The organism is Methylobacterium sp. J-030 (assembly GCF_022829545.1).
In the GTDB taxonomy this organism is placed as follows: Bacteria; Pseudomonadota; Alphaproteobacteria; order Rhizobiales; family Beijerinckiaceae; genus Methylobacterium.
Window position 1 is genome coordinate 1 of the sequence record NZ_JAKSYM010000210.1, and the last position, 15,245, is coordinate 15,245.

15 protein-coding genes, 1 pseudogene and 1 riboswitch are annotated in these 15,245 nt (G+C 68.5%); of the genes and pseudogenes, 8 read left to right on the forward strand and 8 right to left on the reverse strand.

Annotated features, from left to right (window positions below):
• Both MKK75_RS13715 and MKK75_RS13720 read left to right on the forward strand, forming a co-directional pair.
• Positions 1-349: hypothetical protein (locus MKK75_RS13715; protein ID WP_244043112.1), on the forward strand; the 349-nt coding region annotated here is incomplete at its 5' end.
• Positions 340-522 carry a hypothetical protein gene (locus MKK75_RS13720; protein ID WP_244043113.1) on the forward strand — a complete coding sequence of 61 codons (183 nt, stop codon included), beginning with the start codon at positions 340-342 and terminating at the stop codon, positions 520-522. The genes MKK75_RS13715 and MKK75_RS13720, both read left to right, overlap by 10 nt.
• A 566-nt stretch (positions 523-1,088) precedes the next feature.
• Here MKK75_RS13720 and MKK75_RS35730 read toward each other — a convergent pair.
• Positions 1,089-1,223, reverse strand: a complete 135-nt coding sequence (locus tag MKK75_RS35730; protein WP_279593860.1) for a hypothetical protein — start codon at positions 1,221-1,223, stop codon at positions 1,089-1,091.
• A gap of 271 nt (positions 1,224-1,494) precedes the next feature.
• On the opposite strand from MKK75_RS35730, the gene MKK75_RS13725 reads away from it, so the two are divergent.
• The 3 genes from MKK75_RS13725 to MKK75_RS13735 are packed head-to-tail and all read left to right on the forward strand — an operon-like array spanning position 1,495 to position 4,176.
• Entirely contained in the window at positions 1,495-2,178 is a 684-nt protein-coding gene (locus MKK75_RS13725) for a hypothetical protein (protein ID WP_244043114.1), read from the forward strand.
• Positions 2,175-3,671 carry a flagellar hook-length control protein FliK gene (locus MKK75_RS36095; RefSeq protein ID WP_244043115.1) on the forward strand — a complete coding sequence of 499 codons (1,497 nt, stop codon included), beginning with the start codon at positions 2,175-2,177 and terminating at the stop codon, positions 3,669-3,671. Before MKK75_RS13725 ends, MKK75_RS36095 begins: the two co-directional genes overlap by 4 nt.
• Positions 3,631-4,176, forward strand: coding sequence for a transglycosylase SLT domain-containing protein (locus MKK75_RS13735; protein ID WP_244043116.1), 546 nt, complete (start codon positions 3,631-3,633; stop codon positions 4,174-4,176). The genes MKK75_RS36095 and MKK75_RS13735 overlap by 41 nt, the downstream gene beginning before the upstream one ends.
• 162 nt (positions 4,177-4,338) lie before the next feature.
• Here MKK75_RS13735 and MKK75_RS13740 read toward each other — a convergent pair whose 3' ends face one another.
• The 3 genes from MKK75_RS13740 to MKK75_RS13750 all read right to left on the reverse strand — a co-directional run bounded on the left by MKK75_RS13740 (position 4,339) and on the right by MKK75_RS13750 (position 5,760).
• Positions 4,339-4,749: a hypothetical protein gene (locus tag MKK75_RS13740; protein WP_244043117.1), complete on the reverse strand. Its 411-nt coding sequence runs from the start codon at positions 4,747-4,749 to the stop codon at positions 4,339-4,341.
• Between the two features lie 239 nt (positions 4,750-4,988).
• Positions 4,989-5,180, reverse strand: coding sequence for a hypothetical protein (locus MKK75_RS13745; protein WP_244043118.1), 192 nt, complete (start codon positions 5,178-5,180; stop codon positions 4,989-4,991).
• A gap of 103 nt (positions 5,181-5,283) precedes the next feature.
• Positions 5,284-5,760, reverse strand: coding sequence for a cell wall hydrolase (locus MKK75_RS13750; protein ID WP_409567564.1), 477 nt, complete (start codon positions 5,758-5,760; stop codon positions 5,284-5,286).
• Between the two features lie 320 nt (positions 5,761-6,080).
• A riboswitch (cobalamin riboswitch) is annotated at positions 6,081-6,293 on the forward strand.
• A 194-nt stretch (positions 6,294-6,487) separates the two neighbouring features.
• On the opposite strand from MKK75_RS13750, the pseudogene MKK75_RS13755 reads away from it, so the two are divergent.
• A pseudogene (locus MKK75_RS13755) lies at positions 6,488-7,937 on the forward strand (TonB-dependent receptor domain-containing protein); the annotation flags it as partial.
• 12 nt (positions 7,938-7,949) lie between these two features.
• Here the strand turns inward: MKK75_RS13755 and MKK75_RS13760 are convergent.
• Positions 7,950-8,642 carry a septal ring lytic transglycosylase RlpA family protein gene (locus MKK75_RS13760; RefSeq protein ID WP_244043140.1) on the reverse strand — a complete coding sequence of 231 codons (693 nt, stop codon included), beginning with the start codon at positions 8,640-8,642 and terminating at the stop codon, positions 7,950-7,952.
• A gap of 273 nt (positions 8,643-8,915) precedes the next feature.
• Positions 8,916-9,242: a DMT family transporter gene (locus MKK75_RS13765; RefSeq protein ID WP_244043120.1), complete on the reverse strand. Its 327-nt coding sequence runs from the start codon at positions 9,240-9,242 to the stop codon at positions 8,916-8,918.
• A gap of 317 nt (positions 9,243-9,559) precedes the next feature.
• Here MKK75_RS13765 and MKK75_RS13770 point away from each other — a divergent pair, with 317 nt between their 5' ends.
• Complete coding sequence (locus MKK75_RS13770; protein ID WP_244043121.1) at positions 9,560-10,786, forward strand: serine hydrolase domain-containing protein; 1,227 nt, start codon at positions 9,560-9,562, stop codon at positions 10,784-10,786.
• A 186-nt stretch (positions 10,787-10,972) separates the two neighbouring features.
• On the opposite strand, the gene MKK75_RS13775 is transcribed toward MKK75_RS13770, so the two are convergent.
• Positions 10,973-12,289 (reverse strand): HdeD family acid-resistance protein, encoded by a 1,317-nt coding sequence (locus tag MKK75_RS13775; RefSeq protein ID WP_244043122.1) that lies wholly within the window; start codon positions 12,287-12,289, stop codon positions 10,973-10,975.
• Positions 12,290-13,390: 1,101 nt separating this feature from the next.
• Between MKK75_RS13775 and MKK75_RS13780 the strand changes: the two genes are divergently transcribed.
• The gene (locus MKK75_RS13780; RefSeq protein ID WP_244043123.1) at positions 13,391-13,813 is read left to right on the forward strand and encodes a MucR family transcriptional regulator; all 423 of its coding nucleotides are present in this window, start codon (positions 13,391-13,393) and stop codon (positions 13,811-13,813) included.
• 319 nt (positions 13,814-14,132) lie between these two features.
• Here MKK75_RS13780 and MKK75_RS13785 read toward each other — a convergent pair whose 3' ends face one another.
• Complete coding sequence (locus MKK75_RS13785) at positions 14,133-15,158, reverse strand: PAS domain-containing protein (RefSeq protein ID WP_244043124.1); 1,026 nt, start codon at positions 15,156-15,158, stop codon at positions 14,133-14,135.
• Positions 15,159-15,245 lie beyond the last annotated feature (87 nt).

Below are 15,245 nucleotides of genomic sequence, written 5' to 3' on the forward strand. Positions count from 1 at the left end.
GGCCCGCGCCGATGAGCCCGCTGCGTCGCCCAAGCTCGTCCGGCTGATCGCGAAGCACGATCGCATCAATGCCCTGCTCAATGCATCGGGGGGTGACAGCGGCATCGACTACCCGAAAGGGTTGATCCGAGCAGCTGGAGCGATGCGCGCACGCTTGCTCGGCTTCCCATCGCGTGGCCTGCCCGACATCCTCGCGAAGGCAGCATGCATGGCGCGGCTGTACCCCTTGGCGGATCTTGAGGAGGAGCTGAACAGCAAAGTAGCCAGCGGCCACGCCTACATTGATGAGGTGGCGCTGGGCATTGCCCTCGACCTGATGAAGCTTGGGGAGGGCACGCTATGCGCCTGATCTACACCTTCCTCGCGGTCCGGATGATCCGGCTGGCCCGGTTCGATCTCGCCCGGTCCGAACGCCTTTACCGTGACGGTGATGAAGCCTTCGAGCGGTCGCGCGAGCGGATGCGGCTCGCCGATGCTCTGGCCGTGCGGGCGGAGCTGCCATCTCGGGCATCGCTGCGGTGAGCGGGCCCAACGCTCTGGTTCAAAAGAGAGGGGCCCAGCTGCGGTGCCATCCGCGGCCGGGCCTCCCGCAAGGCTGCTTCGGCTTACTACCGGCGGTGGAAGTGCCGATGCATGAAGCGACGTTCCGCACGGTGCATGCGGCGGATGGGGTGCCAGCGGACGCTGGTGATGTTGTCCTGGACACCGGCGACAGTTGCGGCCGGAACCGGGCTGAGCGGAGCCGCCGAGGCCGGTGTAGCGAGAGCGGCGGCGCCGAACGCGGCCAGCAGAGCTGCGGTAATCATCGAAGTGCGCAAGGGGTAGCTCCTCTGGTGCCACCACTGGATACGGTGGCATTCCACGAAGCTACGCCGGCGATCGGTGGTTCCGCTGGATGGGGCACGAAATGCGAAACGGTTTCGCTATTCAAAACGGAAACGGTTTCCGTTTTGCCGAAGCATCCACGCCCGCCCTCGACAGCTGAGGGGCATATCTGCGAGCGGGCGTGGATCGTCAGCGGGACCGTCTCAATCCGCCGGCGAATCAGATCATCGCCGAGCGTTCTTGCGAAAGGGTGACCGGCAGTCTCAGGCGATCCAGCCGAGAACCGTGGCGCAGCGCTCGGCTTGGGCCCTGGTCAGCCCGGACGCGACGGCTGCCCCGTTCCGGTAGACGCCGAATGAACCGTCGTCTGCCGCACGTATCTTGATCGAGGCCATCATTTACGCACTCCACACCCGCCGAGGCAGCGCCGGAGGGTAGCGAATGGCGGACTTCGAAGTTGCTGGCTTCCGGGGTTGTCGACAGGGGAATCTGTCGGGCTCCGCAGCCGACGAACGCCACTCGCGCATCCGGTGCGGGCAGCGACGTTCCTGGCCGTATCCCACTATTCCTGTGAAGCCACGCCACCGCCGTGGGTTAGGTTGTGGGTATGCCCATCAGCAAAATAGGTAAGACACTCATGAAAAAAGGAAATTCGACCTCACGCCGAGGATGCTCCTGCCCGGGACGCTGGCGGAGGAGGGCGCCCTGCGACGGGAGATCTTCACCCTCGGGCAGACGGGCGACCTGAAGAAGTTCCAGTCCTTGGCGATCCAGTACCTGCGCCGCTTCCCGCACTCGATCTACGCCGGCAACTTCCGCCAGCGCCTCGCCTATCAGCTGACCCGGCTGGATGTCGGCCAGGATGAGGGACGCTTCGCGGTGATCACCGGGATCCTCGACGAGCTCGAGCCCGACAGCCGGAAGATCCTGTACCTGCTGATCGCCAAGACGGCGATCGAGGAGGGCAAGACGGGCTCGGCCTTCCTGGCCGCCGACCGGGCGCTTCCGCTCTGCGCCCCCGAGAGCCTGGAGGCGATCCAGGCGCGGCTCTATCGGGGCGCGGCCGAGATTGCGAGTCTCGCAACCTTCCAGTCCGGGCTGCGGACGCTCAGGGCCATCGACCGGGCCAGGCTGCCGCAGCGGGACAGCCGCCTTCTCGAGACGGCGCTGGCGACCGCCGAGGAGATCCGGCGGGGGCTCCCCGGCCGGCCGGGCCTGCCGGAGGGTGACACCGCCGCGCTGAATCCGGTGCAGGCCGCGGCGGCCCCCGCCGACGAGCCCGCCAAGCTGATTCCCCGCGCCCAGGCCATGATCGATCGAATCGATCTGCTCCTCAGGAAGGCGAACCCGTGACCGCGATCCCCGCCACGCTCCAGAATCCGGCTCCGCAGCCCGACCGGGAGGTGATGCCATCCCAGTCGGAGGCCGATGGCTCGAACCCGCCGGACACCGGCGCCAGGGGCGGTTTCGCGGATGCCCTCCGGGCGGCCTCGGGGCGGCCTGCCGGCTCCCGGGCCGAAGCCGGTGGACGCCAACGGACCGAGCCGGACGATGGGGCGGCGACGAAGGGGGAGGCCGCGCCAGTGGTCCCGGGTCTCCCGGCGGCCCCGACAGCGGCCGCCGATCCAGCCAGCGCGGCGGCGGCGATCCTCGCCAGCATCCTGAACACCGTCACGCCGACGGCCCCCGCGACGGGCAACCCGTCCACCGCGGCCGACGCTCCTGCGCTCCGCAGCGCGGCGTCCGCGCCGGCCTCGACCGCCGGGTCCGGCCCCCTCGCGCAGGGCGGACCCGACCTGGGGATGACGGACGCGATCCGCCCGACCGCGCCGCAGGTTGGCGGAGCCGACTTGGACAGCACACCCGCAGCCAGCCTGCCCGAGGTCACGGTGCTCGACAGCGCGGTTCATTTCGCGCCGGTCCTCCCCAGAGCAGCGTCGCGCGAACCTGCCGTCTCCGCGCTTGCGGCACCGGCACCGGTGGCCGCGAGCGCGACGGAATCCCCGTCCGTCCAGGCCGACCTGCGGGCCCTGATCGACGCCGAGCCCCAACCGCATCAGAACGGGCTGCCGAAACCGGCGACCGCGGCGGCGCTGAGCGCGCCTGCCCCCAGCCCACCCCTAACTCAGCCCCAGCCGACATCCGATCCGGCGGGCACGGCAGCCCGGGCTGCCGGCACCGGGCTGGAGAAGGCGGATGTCACGGCCCTGTCCGACACGCGCGCCGTCACGGGAACCGCCCGCGCCAGCCTCGGCGAATCCGGGCGCCCCGAGGGGGCGGAGGTCCCCGGTCCGGATGGGTCGGCCGGGCCCGTGCCGGGTCTGCCGGCCGGCGCGCTGCCGACGATCGCGGCGGCCATCCGGGACGAGATCGAGCGGGCGGCCGCGCCCGAACCGGCGGCCCGGGCTCCTCAGGCCGACCCGGGGATCCGGACCATGCCGGACGAGCCGTTGCGCGTCCTCAGGATCCAGCTCAAGCCGGAGGATCTGGGAACCGTCACGGTGGAGCTGCGGCTGACGAACGGCCAGCTCGAGACGCACCTGCGCGCCTCGCAACCCGAGACGGCCGCCCTCCTGCACAGGGACGCGGCGGTCCTCACCGATCTGCTGAAGCAGGCGAACTATCGGGCCGAGGTCACCGTCGGTCCGGCCCGCCCGTCCGACACGGGGGGCTTTTCCGGCGGTTCCGCATCGCAGGGGCAGCCCGGCTCCTCCGACGGAGGCGCTCGATCGGGCCAGGGCGGAGACAGGCAGCGACAGGCGGCGCAGGGCCCGGCCGCCGGCGGACCGGGGGGGGAGCGGGGGGATGAAACGACACGTCCTCGCGACGGCGGCGTTTATCTGTAGCGCGGTCCCGGCCGCGGCGAATGTCTGCGAGGCCGAGATGGGCCGCGCTTCGGCGCGCTACGGCGTGCCGCTCGGCGTGCTCTATGCCGTCGGCCTCACGGAGACCGGCAAGCGCGGCTCGCTGCAGCCCTACGCCATGAACATCGAGGGCGCGGCCTATTTCGGGACGGGGCCGGGGGACGTGATCGCCCGCTTCCGGGAGGCGCGCCGCAAGGGCGCGCGCCTGATCGACCTGGGTTGCATGCAGATCAACCACCTCTACCACGGCGGTAAGTTCGGCTCGGTCGAGGCGATGATCGACCCGCACGCGAATGTCGAGTACGCGACGCAGTTCCTGAAGGAGCTGAAGCAGCGGGAGGGCAGCTGGACCCTGGCGGTGGCGCGCTACCATGCCGGACCGAACAACAACGCGGCGCAGAAGGTCTATATCTGCCGGGTGATGACCAACATGGTCGCGACGGGTTTCGGGCAATGGACGCCGGCCGCGGCACGGTTCTGCCGATGAGTCCGGCCGCGGGCCGCGACGGACCGGTCGGACCCAGAGCCTGTTCGACGCGGGATCCGGGCTTCCAAAGGGCTCGCCCTTTGGCGGGTTTTCAGGGCGGAGCTCTGAAGGTCTTGTCCCGGGCGGAGCCCCCGAGGCGACGCACGCCCGTCGAACAGGCTGTCACAGCCCGTGGCAGCTTCCGAAACTGACCTTGACCTCGGTGCGATCCTCGGGATTGAGCTGAGCCTCGACGAAGTTCAGCTTGGTGAGGTCGATCAGGAGGAAGTAGACGCCGTTCTGACACTTGACCGCGTTGCGCGGCGAGCGCTCGTTCAACCGCGGCGAGGCGGGTTGGCACTCATAGTAATCGGAGCGCCCGGCGGAAATCACGGTCAGCAGCCCGCCGCTGGAAACCAGCGAGAAGGTGCGGGCCTTGTGCGGCTGAGGCTTGGTTCCCTCCGGCAGGAGCGGTGGATCGAGACCGGCCGACGCCTCCTCCGTGCAGGTCAAGGGGCGACGCAGTTGGGCCGCCGAGGGTGCGATGCTCAGCAGAAGAAACACGCCAGCGAGCGCTACCCGGTCGGCGATCATCGGTGGGACATCCGCGATTCGTGGGTAGTTTCTACCGGCAAGCTAGACCGTCGTCCCCCAGTGTAAATGCCGCACATCCGGAACACGAGGTCGATCAACAGTTTTGCGACCGCATTCGAGGTGATCAACCCGATACCGGGCAGTCAACTCGGGTCTTTACAGGGGATGCGGCGACGCGATCCGTCCGGCGCAGTCCGATCATGCCGCTCGCGGCCCACAGCGCCCCGCAGCCGGTTGCTTCAATCCTCGGCCGCGTCGGGATTGTCGTTGGCGGCACCACCGCTGTCCTGTCGCGCGGCGATCTCCAGCCCAATCTCGATCAGCAGCAGCCGCGACAGGAGCTGCATCACCGGCGTACCGTGGGAACACAACAACTGATGGGTGCGGATGGCGGCTCTCACGGTTCGGTCGAAACCGGCGTCGTCTGGCATGGCGACGCCATACCCCGATCGGCCGCAGAAATACAACCTCAAGGCTACATTCCGCCTCGATATCTCCCCTGGAAACCGAGGCGCCGGCGTTCCCTTCGGGGCGCTACGGCGTCGCCATCATCGGGGCGGCCGCGAAGGTCGGGATGGAGGCCGATGCCGCCTTCTCGGGCTTGACCTCGGATGCGGTCTCAGACTTGGCCGCGCGGGCGTCACGCTTCTCATAGAAGGCGTTGCCGCCCGCGACGGCCACGTAATGCATGTTGCCGTAGGGGTAGCGCCGCCCGGCCGTGTGGAAATACATCGCCTTGCCGACCTGCGGGTGGCGCTCGCCCGCCAGGACGGCGTCGGTGGCGTCGGCGACCTTCTGCAGGTCCTTCTCCTGCATCGGCTTGGTCAGAACCCCCGCGGCGAACTGTCCGGGCTGGCCGACCACGGCGCAGATGCCGCCGGGGAAGATCGCGTTCTCCAGCCGGTTCATCACCACGGTGCCGACCGCGATCAGCCCGCCCTCGTCGCTCCGGTTCGATTCGAAGTACATGGCGCGGCCCAGGCAATCCCGTTCGGCATCGCTGACGGCCATCGGCGGCGCGCGGCCGGGGATCGATCCTGTCGTGAGTACGGGGCCGGATGTGTTGCACGCACCCAGGCCGCATGCCGCGGACGCCGCCATCAGGACTGGACCGATTCTCGTCCGCGCGCGACCCTGCATGCAGGTGTGCTCCGTGCTGTTTCAGTTATGTCCTGCCGCGACAGGACGTCCGACAAGCGTGACCGTACCTTCGCGGCGAGGATGTGGCAGGCGGGCTCGGACCGGCCGTTCGGGGGCGGGTGCGGATCGTGGCCCGATGCGCACAGGGGCGGACAACCGCCCCAGGGATGTTGCCGCCGACCGCGCGTCCGGCGGATGGGGGGCCGGACGGTTCCCCTCGGGGATGAAAAGGGAACACGGTGCGGGCTCGTCCTTGGCTGGGCTTGCCCAAAACCGCGGCTGCCCCCGCAACGGTAAGCGGTGAGTCCTCGCGTCAACACGTCACTGGGCGGCCGCGCCCGGGAAGACGACGGGAGGGCGGCGACCCGCGAGCCAGGAGACCTGCCGTCAGCCGTGGTCACACGCGAGGTCCATCGGACGGGGTGTTCCGGGGGATGCCGAGACGGTCGCCAGGGCGGCCGGTGCGGCCTCGTTCGCAGTGACGTGCCACTGCCGTCGCCCGAGCTCCCCGTGTCCCGTCCATCCGCGCGCACCGCGCCGCCCCTCCTCGCCCTCGCCGCGTCGGCGGCCCTGATCGTGACCGCCGCGGCCCGGGAGCGGTTTCAACCTCGACCACGGCACCGACATCGCCCTGTTCCTAGACGGCATGCCGCTCAACATGCGCACCCACGCCCACGGCCAGGGCTACGCCGACGTCAACTTCCTGATCCCCGAACTCGTCGGCGCGGTCGCGTTCCACAAGGGGCCGTATTTCGTGTGCGACGGCGACTTCGCCTCGGCGGGCTCGGTGCGGATCGACGATCTCGACGGCGTGCAGCGGAACCTCGCGCTGACCTCGATCGGGTCGTTTGGCTACAAGCGCGCTGAGCATCGCCTCCGCGCCGCTCGCCGAGGGCAACCTGCTCCTGGCCGCCGACGCGCAGGTCTTTGACGGGCCCTGGGTGGTCCCGGACGCCCTGCGCAAGATCAACGGGGTCGCCCGCTACAGCCAGGGCACGGCGCTCGACGGGGTCTCGGTCACCGGCATGGCCTACGCGGCCCGCTGGACGGCCACCAGCCAGATCCCCGAGCGGGCCCGGTCGCCAAGGGCCTGATCGGCCGCTACGGCACGATAAGCCCGAGCGACGGCGGGGACACGTCACGGTTCCCCCCTGTCGGGCCGGTTCAGCGCGACGGACGACACCCGCGTGACGCGGGCCTCGGCCTACGTGATCCGCTCGCAGCTCAACCTGTTCAACGACTTCACCTATTTCCTCAACGACCCGGTCAACGGCGACCAGTTCCACCCGTTGGCCCAGCGCATCATCGGCGGCGGAGAGGTCCTGCACGTCGTCCAGGGCGACCTGTTCGGCAGGCCGATGGAGAACGAGGTCGGCGTGCAAACCCGCACGGACTCGATCCGGGTCGGCCTGTTCAACACCACCCGCTCGCCGTTTCTGGTGCCGTCCGCGGGCTACGAGATCGGCCTGCGCAACCGCTCGATCGCCGGGCTGGAGACGAGCCTCGCCCTGTTCCGGCTCGATTTCGCCTCGGAGAACCTGTTCCAGGGCGATACCGGCACCACGGAGCCGAGCCGCCCGACCCGGCGCTTCGGCGTGGAATGGACCAACCGCTACGCGGTCGCGCCCTGGCTCTCGCTGGAGGGCGACCTGACGATCACCAACGCCCGCTTCTCGGACTACGACCCGGTGGGCAACCGGGTGCCCGAGGCTCCCACCACCATCGCGTCGGCGGGCGTCACCTTCGGTGAGCCGCTGGGCTGGTTCGGAAGCCTGAGGTTCCGCTACTTCGGTCCGCGCCCGCTGATCGAGGAGAATTCCATCCGTTCCCGGGCGACCGCGCTGGTCAACGGCAGGATCGGCTACGCCTTCGAGAGCGGCGTCGGTGTATCCCGCGACGTGCTGAACCTGACCAACGGCAAGTCCGACTAGATCACCTACGCCTACGTCTCCCGCCTGCCCGGCGAGCCGGCCGAGGGTCTGATCGATCGGGTGTTCCGCCCGGTGGAGCCCACCGCCGTCCGGCTCACCATCGCCGGACGGTTCTGAACCTCAGCCGCGTCAATCGACCGTGTACAAGGCGACTTGCCCGATCCCTTCGATGCCGATCTTCCGGGCGCTCGCGCGCGACAGATCGATCGCGTAGCTGCGCTTCATCTTGGTGCGTTCGTTGGTACGATCGGTGATTCTTACGATGACCGATCGGCCATTCGCCTTGTTGACGACCTTGACCCGTGTGCCGAACGGCAAGGTGTGATGCGCGGCCGTGAGCGTGTTGGGATCGTAGATCTCACCGTTCGCAGTTTTGCCGCTGTGCTGGTACCAGCTGGCCCGTCCGCTCCCGATCAGCTTGGCTCTGCCGGCATCGGCGCGCTGTTCGATGGTCGATTGGGGCGGACGCGCTGGTTCCGTGGCTGCAGCGGTGTCGGTGCTGCCCGTGATGTCCGCCCGCTCCGGGCCAGGCGCCGGGTCCGATGCCGGCGAGGACGGCGTCTTGGCCGGATCGGACGATGCGACTTCGACGTGGCCGGCCCTATCGGATGGCGGTGCGAGCGGCGGCAGGGTCGCGGTGAACTGGCGATACGTGAAGATCGGCGCCTCGCGCCTCGGGCCGGCCGACTGATCGACCGCAGGTCGGCCTTGCGTTTCGGATGCCTCAGCCAAGCCGAGCCCGAAGCCCGGCGCAAGAGCTGCGGAGACGGCGAGCAGCGTGCGAGCCAGCCGATAGTGTCTTTGGCCAGCCAACCAGATCATGGCGTTCACCGAAGATTATCCATACCCAACGGAGTACATAAATCGTTTCGGCCGCTTCAGTTCCCGATGACTGATAAAGGCGCCAATCCTATTGTTTTGCGCTTCAAAATCTGCGGGTACGGCCAAGCCTGGTCGCTGTTTCCACGGAGATGTGGCGCAACCAGACGGACCGGTCTTCAGTCGCGGGTGCCGTGAGCAGCGCCTGCTGCTCCGAGAACATTGGGCAGAACGGGTTCCGGCGCGTGGCGGGAGGGTGCCCTTGGCGTCCGTCCCTCAATGCTGTCCCTGGCCGGCCGCCAGGATGGTGACGCCGACGGTGATCACCGCGATGCCCACCAGCATCGTCGGGTTCACCGATTCGCCGTAGAGCCACGCGCCGCCGATCGCGGCCCCGATCATGCCGATCCCGGACCAGATCGCGTAGACGACCCCGATCGGCAGCATGTCCATGCTGGTCGACATCAGCCACAGGGCGGTGCCGTAGCCGAGCGCCACGATCAGCGTCGGGACCGGCCGCGTCAGGCCGTCGGCGGCCTTCAGCGCCAGGGTGGCGATGACCTCCGCGCCGATGGCGAGCCCGAGGATCAGGAACGGATTCATGACGGGGTGAACTTCCTGCGCAGGTCGGTTTCGTGAATTCGATGCGGGACCGGTGTAGAGATCTGCCACGAATCGGGAAGCCCCAGCAGACGAAGGATCCCGGTGCGGAGACGATCTGCTTCGGTTCGCCGGCAGGACTTGGAAGGCCGCCGGCCGATACCGCTCCACGGAATCCATGACCCTGTCCGAACCGGCGCCACCGGCGCGAAGCCTCACGAATCGGCTCCCGATCGATGGCATGGGGCTTTCGTTAAGCCGTCCTGCGCATGGTGCCCGCGCCCCGCGACCATGACGACCCCGAGCAACCCAGACCCGACATGACCGCGTCCTCCGCGCCCCCGGACGATCCGGCCCGCCCGCGCAGGAGCCGCCCTTCGGGCCGCCGCCGGGCCACGATCGCGGCGGCCGGTACCGCCGTGATCGCGGGTTGCGCCTGGGCCGCCTGCGCGCTGCTGAACGTCCCCGACCCCGTCACCCTGGCGGCGCTCGCCGTGATCGAGCCGTCCTCGGTGGGCCCGTGGTTCCCGAGCCGGGTCGTGAAGGCCCCCGACCAGCCCCGCGACCTGCCGTCCCGGCCGGGCACGATTCGCGAACGGGTCCCCTGGAAGGGGCGGACCGTGCCGCTCATGGACGTGCTGGCCGCGACCCACACCAACGCGTTCCTGGTGGTGCAGGACGGGGCGCTGATCCACGAGTGGCAGCGGCCCGGCACCGGGCCGGCGACGCTGTTCCCGTCCTGGTCGGTGGCGAAATCCATCGTCTCGCTGCTGGTCGGCGCCGCGGTGGCCCGGGGCCAGCTCGCGGAGACGGACCGCGTCTCCGCCCTGCTGCCAGAGTTGAAGAACGCCGCGGTGTTCGGCCAGATCACCGTGCGCAACCTGCTCGACATGGCGAGCGGGATCGCCGTGCCGGAGAACTACGATCCCCGGCGCCCGCTGACCGGCACCGCCGGGATGTACCTGACGCGGGACATCGCGGGCTTCGTGCGCGACCACGCGCATCTCGCGTTCAAGCCCGGCAGCCAGGGCCGCTACCGCAGCATCGACACCGAACTCCTCGGCCTGATCCTCGCCCGGACCGAGGGCAGGCCGCTGGCCGACATCCTCTCGGAGCGGATCTGGAAGCCGATGGGCGCCCAGGCGGACGCCACCTGGAACCTCGACCGGCCGGGGGGCGTCGAGAAGGCGTTCTGCTGCCTCAACGCCACCGCCCGCGACTTCGCCCGCCTCGGGCTGCTCGTGGCCGACCAGGGCCGGGCGGGGGGCAACCGCATCATCCCGGCCCGCTGGATCGAGCGGATCATGACGCCGGCCCGGCGCGCGGTCGACGGCTGGCCCTACTCGGCCCAGTGGTGGCACGCCCCCGGGGGCGACGACGACGACGTCTCGGCGATCGGCGTCTACGGCCAGTACGTCTACATCAACCGCCGGACCGGCACGGTGATCGTCAAGCTCAGCGACCACGGGGCCGAGCAGGACGAGCGCGATACCCTCGCGGTCATGCAGGCCATCGCGGCCGACCTCGCCGCGGAGCCTTCGCACTGAGCGGCTCGTCACCGGAAGTCCCGGTTCCAAAGGGTCCGTGACCTTGTGCGGGTGCAGGGCAGCGCCACGCCGTCGGGCGAAGCCCGATCGTCGGGGTTTCACCCCGACACCCCACCGAAGGGCTGAAGACCTTCGGGATCCCAAGACGAGGCCGGGTCCGAACCGCGCGCGGGGAAGGACGATCGATCAGGCCTCGGTCGGTCCGGCATCCGGCAGGGTGGGTCGTCCGGTGATCTGGTGCAGGCGAGCCAGGGACCGCGCCCGCCCGTTGCGCACGAGCCGCCAGCCGACGCGCTTCCACGCGATGGTCGGCACCGGCGAGGCGGGATCGACCAGGGCGCTGAGCGCCCGCGCGTAGTCGAGCACGAGGCCCGGGGTCCAGGTCATCGACCGGGCGCCGTTGCGGAGCAGGGCGGCCGCCCAGAATTCCGGGGTGGTCAGCGCTGCCAGTAGCTGGCGCCAGGGATGGCCGCCGCGGCTGAACGCGCCCTCGACCGCGATGTCGAGCGCCCGGGCCGCCGTGGTCGAGCAGTTCCGGCTGATGAAATTGTAGGTCGTGTCCCGCCGATATGCCCCCCAGAACGCCCGAAGCCGGGGGGTATCGACGCCGTTCAGCGTGACGGTGACGGTGGGCGGACACCAATCGGCCACCTCCGCCGCATGAGAGGACAGGAAGCGCCCGGCCACGTCGTTCTCGGGGCCGGCGCGCAGGCTCGACCGCAAGTTGGCGGGCGAGCGGTCGATCTCCACCGCTGGATAGTGGCTGATGTAGAGATCGTCCCCCTGGCTCAGGGCGGCGTGGCCCGTGGAGTATCGGCCGGCCTGATCGACGGAGGCGACGTAGCGCCGGATCAGGCGCTGGCTGGCCGGCGTGGTCGCCTGCCCGGTCGGCGTCCAGACATAGACGTTCAGGCTGCCGGGCTCGGTCGCCTCCGGCTCCGGCGCGGCGCGGCGCAGGTGCCGCGCCCGCAGGCCGATCAGCGCGAGGTTGGCGCCGCCCAGGATCAGGAACATCCCGATGCAGTAGCCGACCGTGCCGGCATACCATGTCGGCCACGGCTGGAGGTGGAACAGGCCGAACGCGACGCTGAGCGCCCCCAGCGCCACCGAGATCCGCCAGCCGGCGAATTTCAGGAGCCCGGCGATCGTGATTCGCACCAGGCCATCCACCGTGAAGGCGACGCCGAAGATCATGGCGAGCAGGAAATTGCTGTGCCGCGTGGCCATCAGGATCAGGAAGGCCATGAGGGTCAGGAGCACGCCCTGGAAGACGCGCATCCGGCGCGCGGTTCCGGTGACGGTCGCGCCGACCGCCAGCGAGACCAGGCCGTCGATCAGGAGGATCACGCCGAACCACCGGTCCGGGACGTGGATCGCCCCGTCGAGGGAATCCACGACGACGACGATGCCGGCGAGCGCCCACAGGAGGCCGACCGACATGAGGAGGCGCCAGTGCCGGCCCACCTCCGCGCGTCCCACCAGCAGCAGCCAGAGGGGCGCCATCCGGCCGCCGACCGGATCAGCGGACTCGGACTCGCTCAGCGTCGAAAGGGAGCGTGAAAGTGACGTCGAACACGGTCCGGACATGAACGGTCGGCCTCGAAGGTGCGCAACGCAAGACCTCTCGCACAGACGCGGCCGTACCGAAATAGCGGGACGCGGAACGGTACGATGATCCAAAGTTTCGCGAAATTCTCCGATCGCAACTTCCACGGCGAGGCTGAGGACTTCCTTAATGAAACCGGGGCCGGAAGCCCCGCGCATGATCTGCGACCGGTTAGTCTTTACGCCATCTGAAGTCCCGCGCCGCCGCCGGCTTCCATCCGGCAGGAGATCGGTGCGCATCTACCGGTCGCCACCCTCTCGTTCCCCGTCACAACAGGCCGACGATCCGCAAGGCCAGGACGGGGAGGCTCGCCCCGGCTGCGATCACGCGTGCCTCCAGCGTATCGGGAACACAATGCGGCCGCGAAAGGACGCAACAGTCCTAATTTACAGACTGCACAGATCCAATTGATCGTTGACGTATTGTCCAACTGATAAAATTAACATCCGATGATTTCAAAATTAATATCGATTTTTATCGCAACGCGCTGAATTTCATCAAGTCCGCCGCGTTCTCCTGCCGCGCACGGATGGGATGCCCGCCTGATGCGCGCGGGTCGGTGTATCGACGAATAGCTTAGAATGCTTCGAGATTGACGTGAGATCGGGACCAGTTCCTTGCGCTTGCAGGACGGCACCCCGGGCCGGACACGGATGGCTGACACCCATCTCCAAGGCTGATTCGCACCCTCATGGCCGGTCATCGCATGCCCATTGGCAGTCATCGCCCGCATGATTCGGCTCAATCTCGGGACGTGCGCAATATTTGTTTGTCTTTTTTCATGCACAACCTCATGTTAACAGCAGCGAGCAATTTATGTTCAGAGCTTATCCTGAGATAAGCGCTAGACATTAACTCCAGATTTTGTATCATTAGGTGCCAATGTTGGCGCATTCGAAGCAGTTCGACAGGATGCGGATGGGGGAATTCCGAGAGATTCATCGGATTTCCGTTTCCTGCCGGATTGTTTTGCTTCTTTGGGCGACTGGGGGATCGAGATGAACACCATAGATCTGTACGAAAAGTCTTCAGAACTTAATACCGACCTGATCAAGTGCACGGCTTCTCTGGTCGCCGCCTACGTCTCACGGAACGCGGTGGGCGCAGGTGAACTGCCGGCTCTGATCGATCAGGTCCACACGGCCATCACGGTCCTGCAGAACGGCGCGTCGGGCTCCGGCTGGACCGGACCGAGCGCGACCCAGATCGAGGCGTCGATCCAGCACGACGGCCTGATCAGCTTCATCGACGGCCGGCCCTACAAGACCCTGAAGCGCCACCTCACCGCCCATGGCCTGACGCCCGAGCGCTACCGGGCCAAGTACGGCCTGCCGGCCGATTACCCGATGGTCGCTCCGGGTTACGCCGCCAAGCGGTCTGAGATCGCCAAGGCGATCCAGCTCGGTCACAAGGCGGCCTGAGGGCGGCCTGAAGCCCGCGCGGGCGCCTCGCCGCCGACCAACGGCTCGATCCCACAGCCGGTGCGGCGAGCGCGGCCGATATCCGATGCCAGTGACAATCCGGACCACGCCCTGCCGATGGGGACCGGCAGGGCATCCGGATCAGGACCGCGCGACGCGTCCGCCACGCGGCCTGCGATGCCGGAGCGACAGGGGGTGGCTGGACGATCGGCGGCATGCCTGAGGGTGATCGGCTGCGGGGCCGGCCGGGCGCCGGCACCGCTCGGAACCGCATTTTCGGAGCAGGGATCGCCCCGGCACGGATCCGCGGCGGCCGTGTTCAGGCCTTGGCGACTGCCAGGGTTCCGTCATCCATGGCGACGAAGCGCACGCCGGCGCGGCGCAGCGCCTCGATGGCGTTGAGGCGCGAGCGGCTGCCGCGATGCTCGCTGTCGTCCTCCAGGCGCCGGACCGTGGAATGCGACAGGCCGCTCGCCTGAGCCAGATCCATCATCGACCAGTCCAGCATGGCCCGCGCGGCGCGCAGGTGATGGCCGGTCACGGATTGTTCGAGGCCGGCGCGCAGGGGAGCCGGCAACAGCAGGCCGGCGGCGACCGGGTACTTGAAACCGCACCGCCCGAGATACGTCCCGTCGGGATCCCAGATCGGGAGCGTGAGGATCCGGAAATGCTTGAGCTCCCGGTTGGCGAGGCGCTCGTGGGTGGTTCCCTGATAGAGCGTCTGCCGCTCGATGTGCTCCTCGGCCTTCGCCCGGAAGGCCGCGCGCTCCTCGGGGACGATCATGAGGAACGGATCGTTGCAGATCTCCTCGAACGGCAGACCGTGGACCTGCGCCATCTCGAACGGCAGCTCGCGGACGCGGTCGAGGCCCATCCAGAAGCTGGCAATATGCTCGGTCAGGTACAGCGCCGCCCGCCGCCGCCGCGCCTTGTGCCGCGCCTGGGCCAGCAGCTCGCGGTCGCTCACGTCGAGGGCCGTGCCGCTGACGGCCACGGGCCGACCCTCGGACGAGAAGCGCGCTTCCATCGTCAAGGACAAGGTGCGCTGCGTCCCGTTCGGACGAATCACCCGGACGATCGTCTCCCGCGGGACCTGCCCCTCCCGGACATCGGCGCGGGTCGGGAGCCGGTGCCGGTCATCCGGATGCACCAGGGAGAGCAGCAGATCATAGCTCGCCTTCGTGGCGTTGGGCACGAGACCGAGCAGGCGGTAGAATCCGGCTGACCAGACCTGCTCCCCACCCGTGAAAACCCAGCTCCAGGCGCCACTGACGCCGCGGCTCTCGGTGATGGTCAGAAATTCGCCGGCCGAGAATGTCAGGGCGCTTAAGGCAGAATGAAACATACCAGTTTGCCTGAATCGTTCGAACGATCGACGCGACGGGCTCAAATCGATCGATGGATGAATCGGTCCCGCGACTAGACTTCTATG

What these genes read in the sequence shown, in the direction of transcription:
- MKK75_RS13720 (WP_244043113.1), top strand. Translation starts at nt 340, where the DNA reads ATGCGCCTGATCTACACCTTCCTCGCGGTCCGGATGATCCGGCTGGCC.
- MKK75_RS35730 (WP_279593860.1), bottom strand. Translation starts at nt 1,223, where the DNA reads ATGATGGCCTCGATCAAGATACGTGCGGCAGACGACGGTTCATTCGGC.
- MKK75_RS13725 (WP_244043114.1), top strand. Translation starts at nt 1,495, where the DNA reads ATGCTCCTGCCCGGGACGCTGGCGGAGGAGGGCGCCCTGCGACGGGAG.
- MKK75_RS13735 (WP_244043116.1), top strand. Translation starts at nt 3,631, where the DNA reads ATGAAACGACACGTCCTCGCGACGGCGGCGTTTATCTGTAGCGCGGTC.
- MKK75_RS13740 (WP_244043117.1), bottom strand. Translation starts at nt 4,749, where the DNA reads ATGATCGCCGACCGGGTAGCGCTCGCTGGCGTGTTTCTTCTGCTGAGC.
- MKK75_RS13745 (WP_244043118.1), bottom strand. Translation starts at nt 5,180, where the DNA reads ATGCCAGACGACGCCGGTTTCGACCGAACCGTGAGAGCCGCCATCCGC.
- MKK75_RS13750 (WP_409567564.1), bottom strand. Translation starts at nt 5,760, where the DNA reads ATGGCCGTCAGCGATGCCGAACGGGATTGCCTGGGCCGCGCCATGTAC.
- MKK75_RS13760 (WP_244043140.1), bottom strand. Translation starts at nt 8,642, where the DNA reads ATGATCTGGTTGGCTGGCCAAAGACACTATCGGCTGGCTCGCACGCTG.
- MKK75_RS13765 (WP_244043120.1), bottom strand. Translation starts at nt 9,242, where the DNA reads ATGAATCCGTTCCTGATCCTCGGGCTCGCCATCGGCGCGGAGGTCATC.
- MKK75_RS13770 (WP_244043121.1), top strand. Translation starts at nt 9,560, where the DNA reads ATGACCGCGTCCTCCGCGCCCCCGGACGATCCGGCCCGCCCGCGCAGG.
- MKK75_RS13775 (WP_244043122.1), bottom strand. Translation starts at nt 12,289, where the DNA reads ATGGCGCCCCTCTGGCTGCTGCTGGTGGGACGCGCGGAGGTGGGCCGG.
- MKK75_RS13780 (WP_244043123.1), top strand. Translation starts at nt 13,391, where the DNA reads ATGAACACCATAGATCTGTACGAAAAGTCTTCAGAACTTAATACCGAC.
- MKK75_RS13785 (WP_244043124.1), bottom strand. Translation starts at nt 15,158, where the DNA reads ATGTTTCATTCTGCCTTAAGCGCCCTGACATTCTCGGCCGGCGAATTT.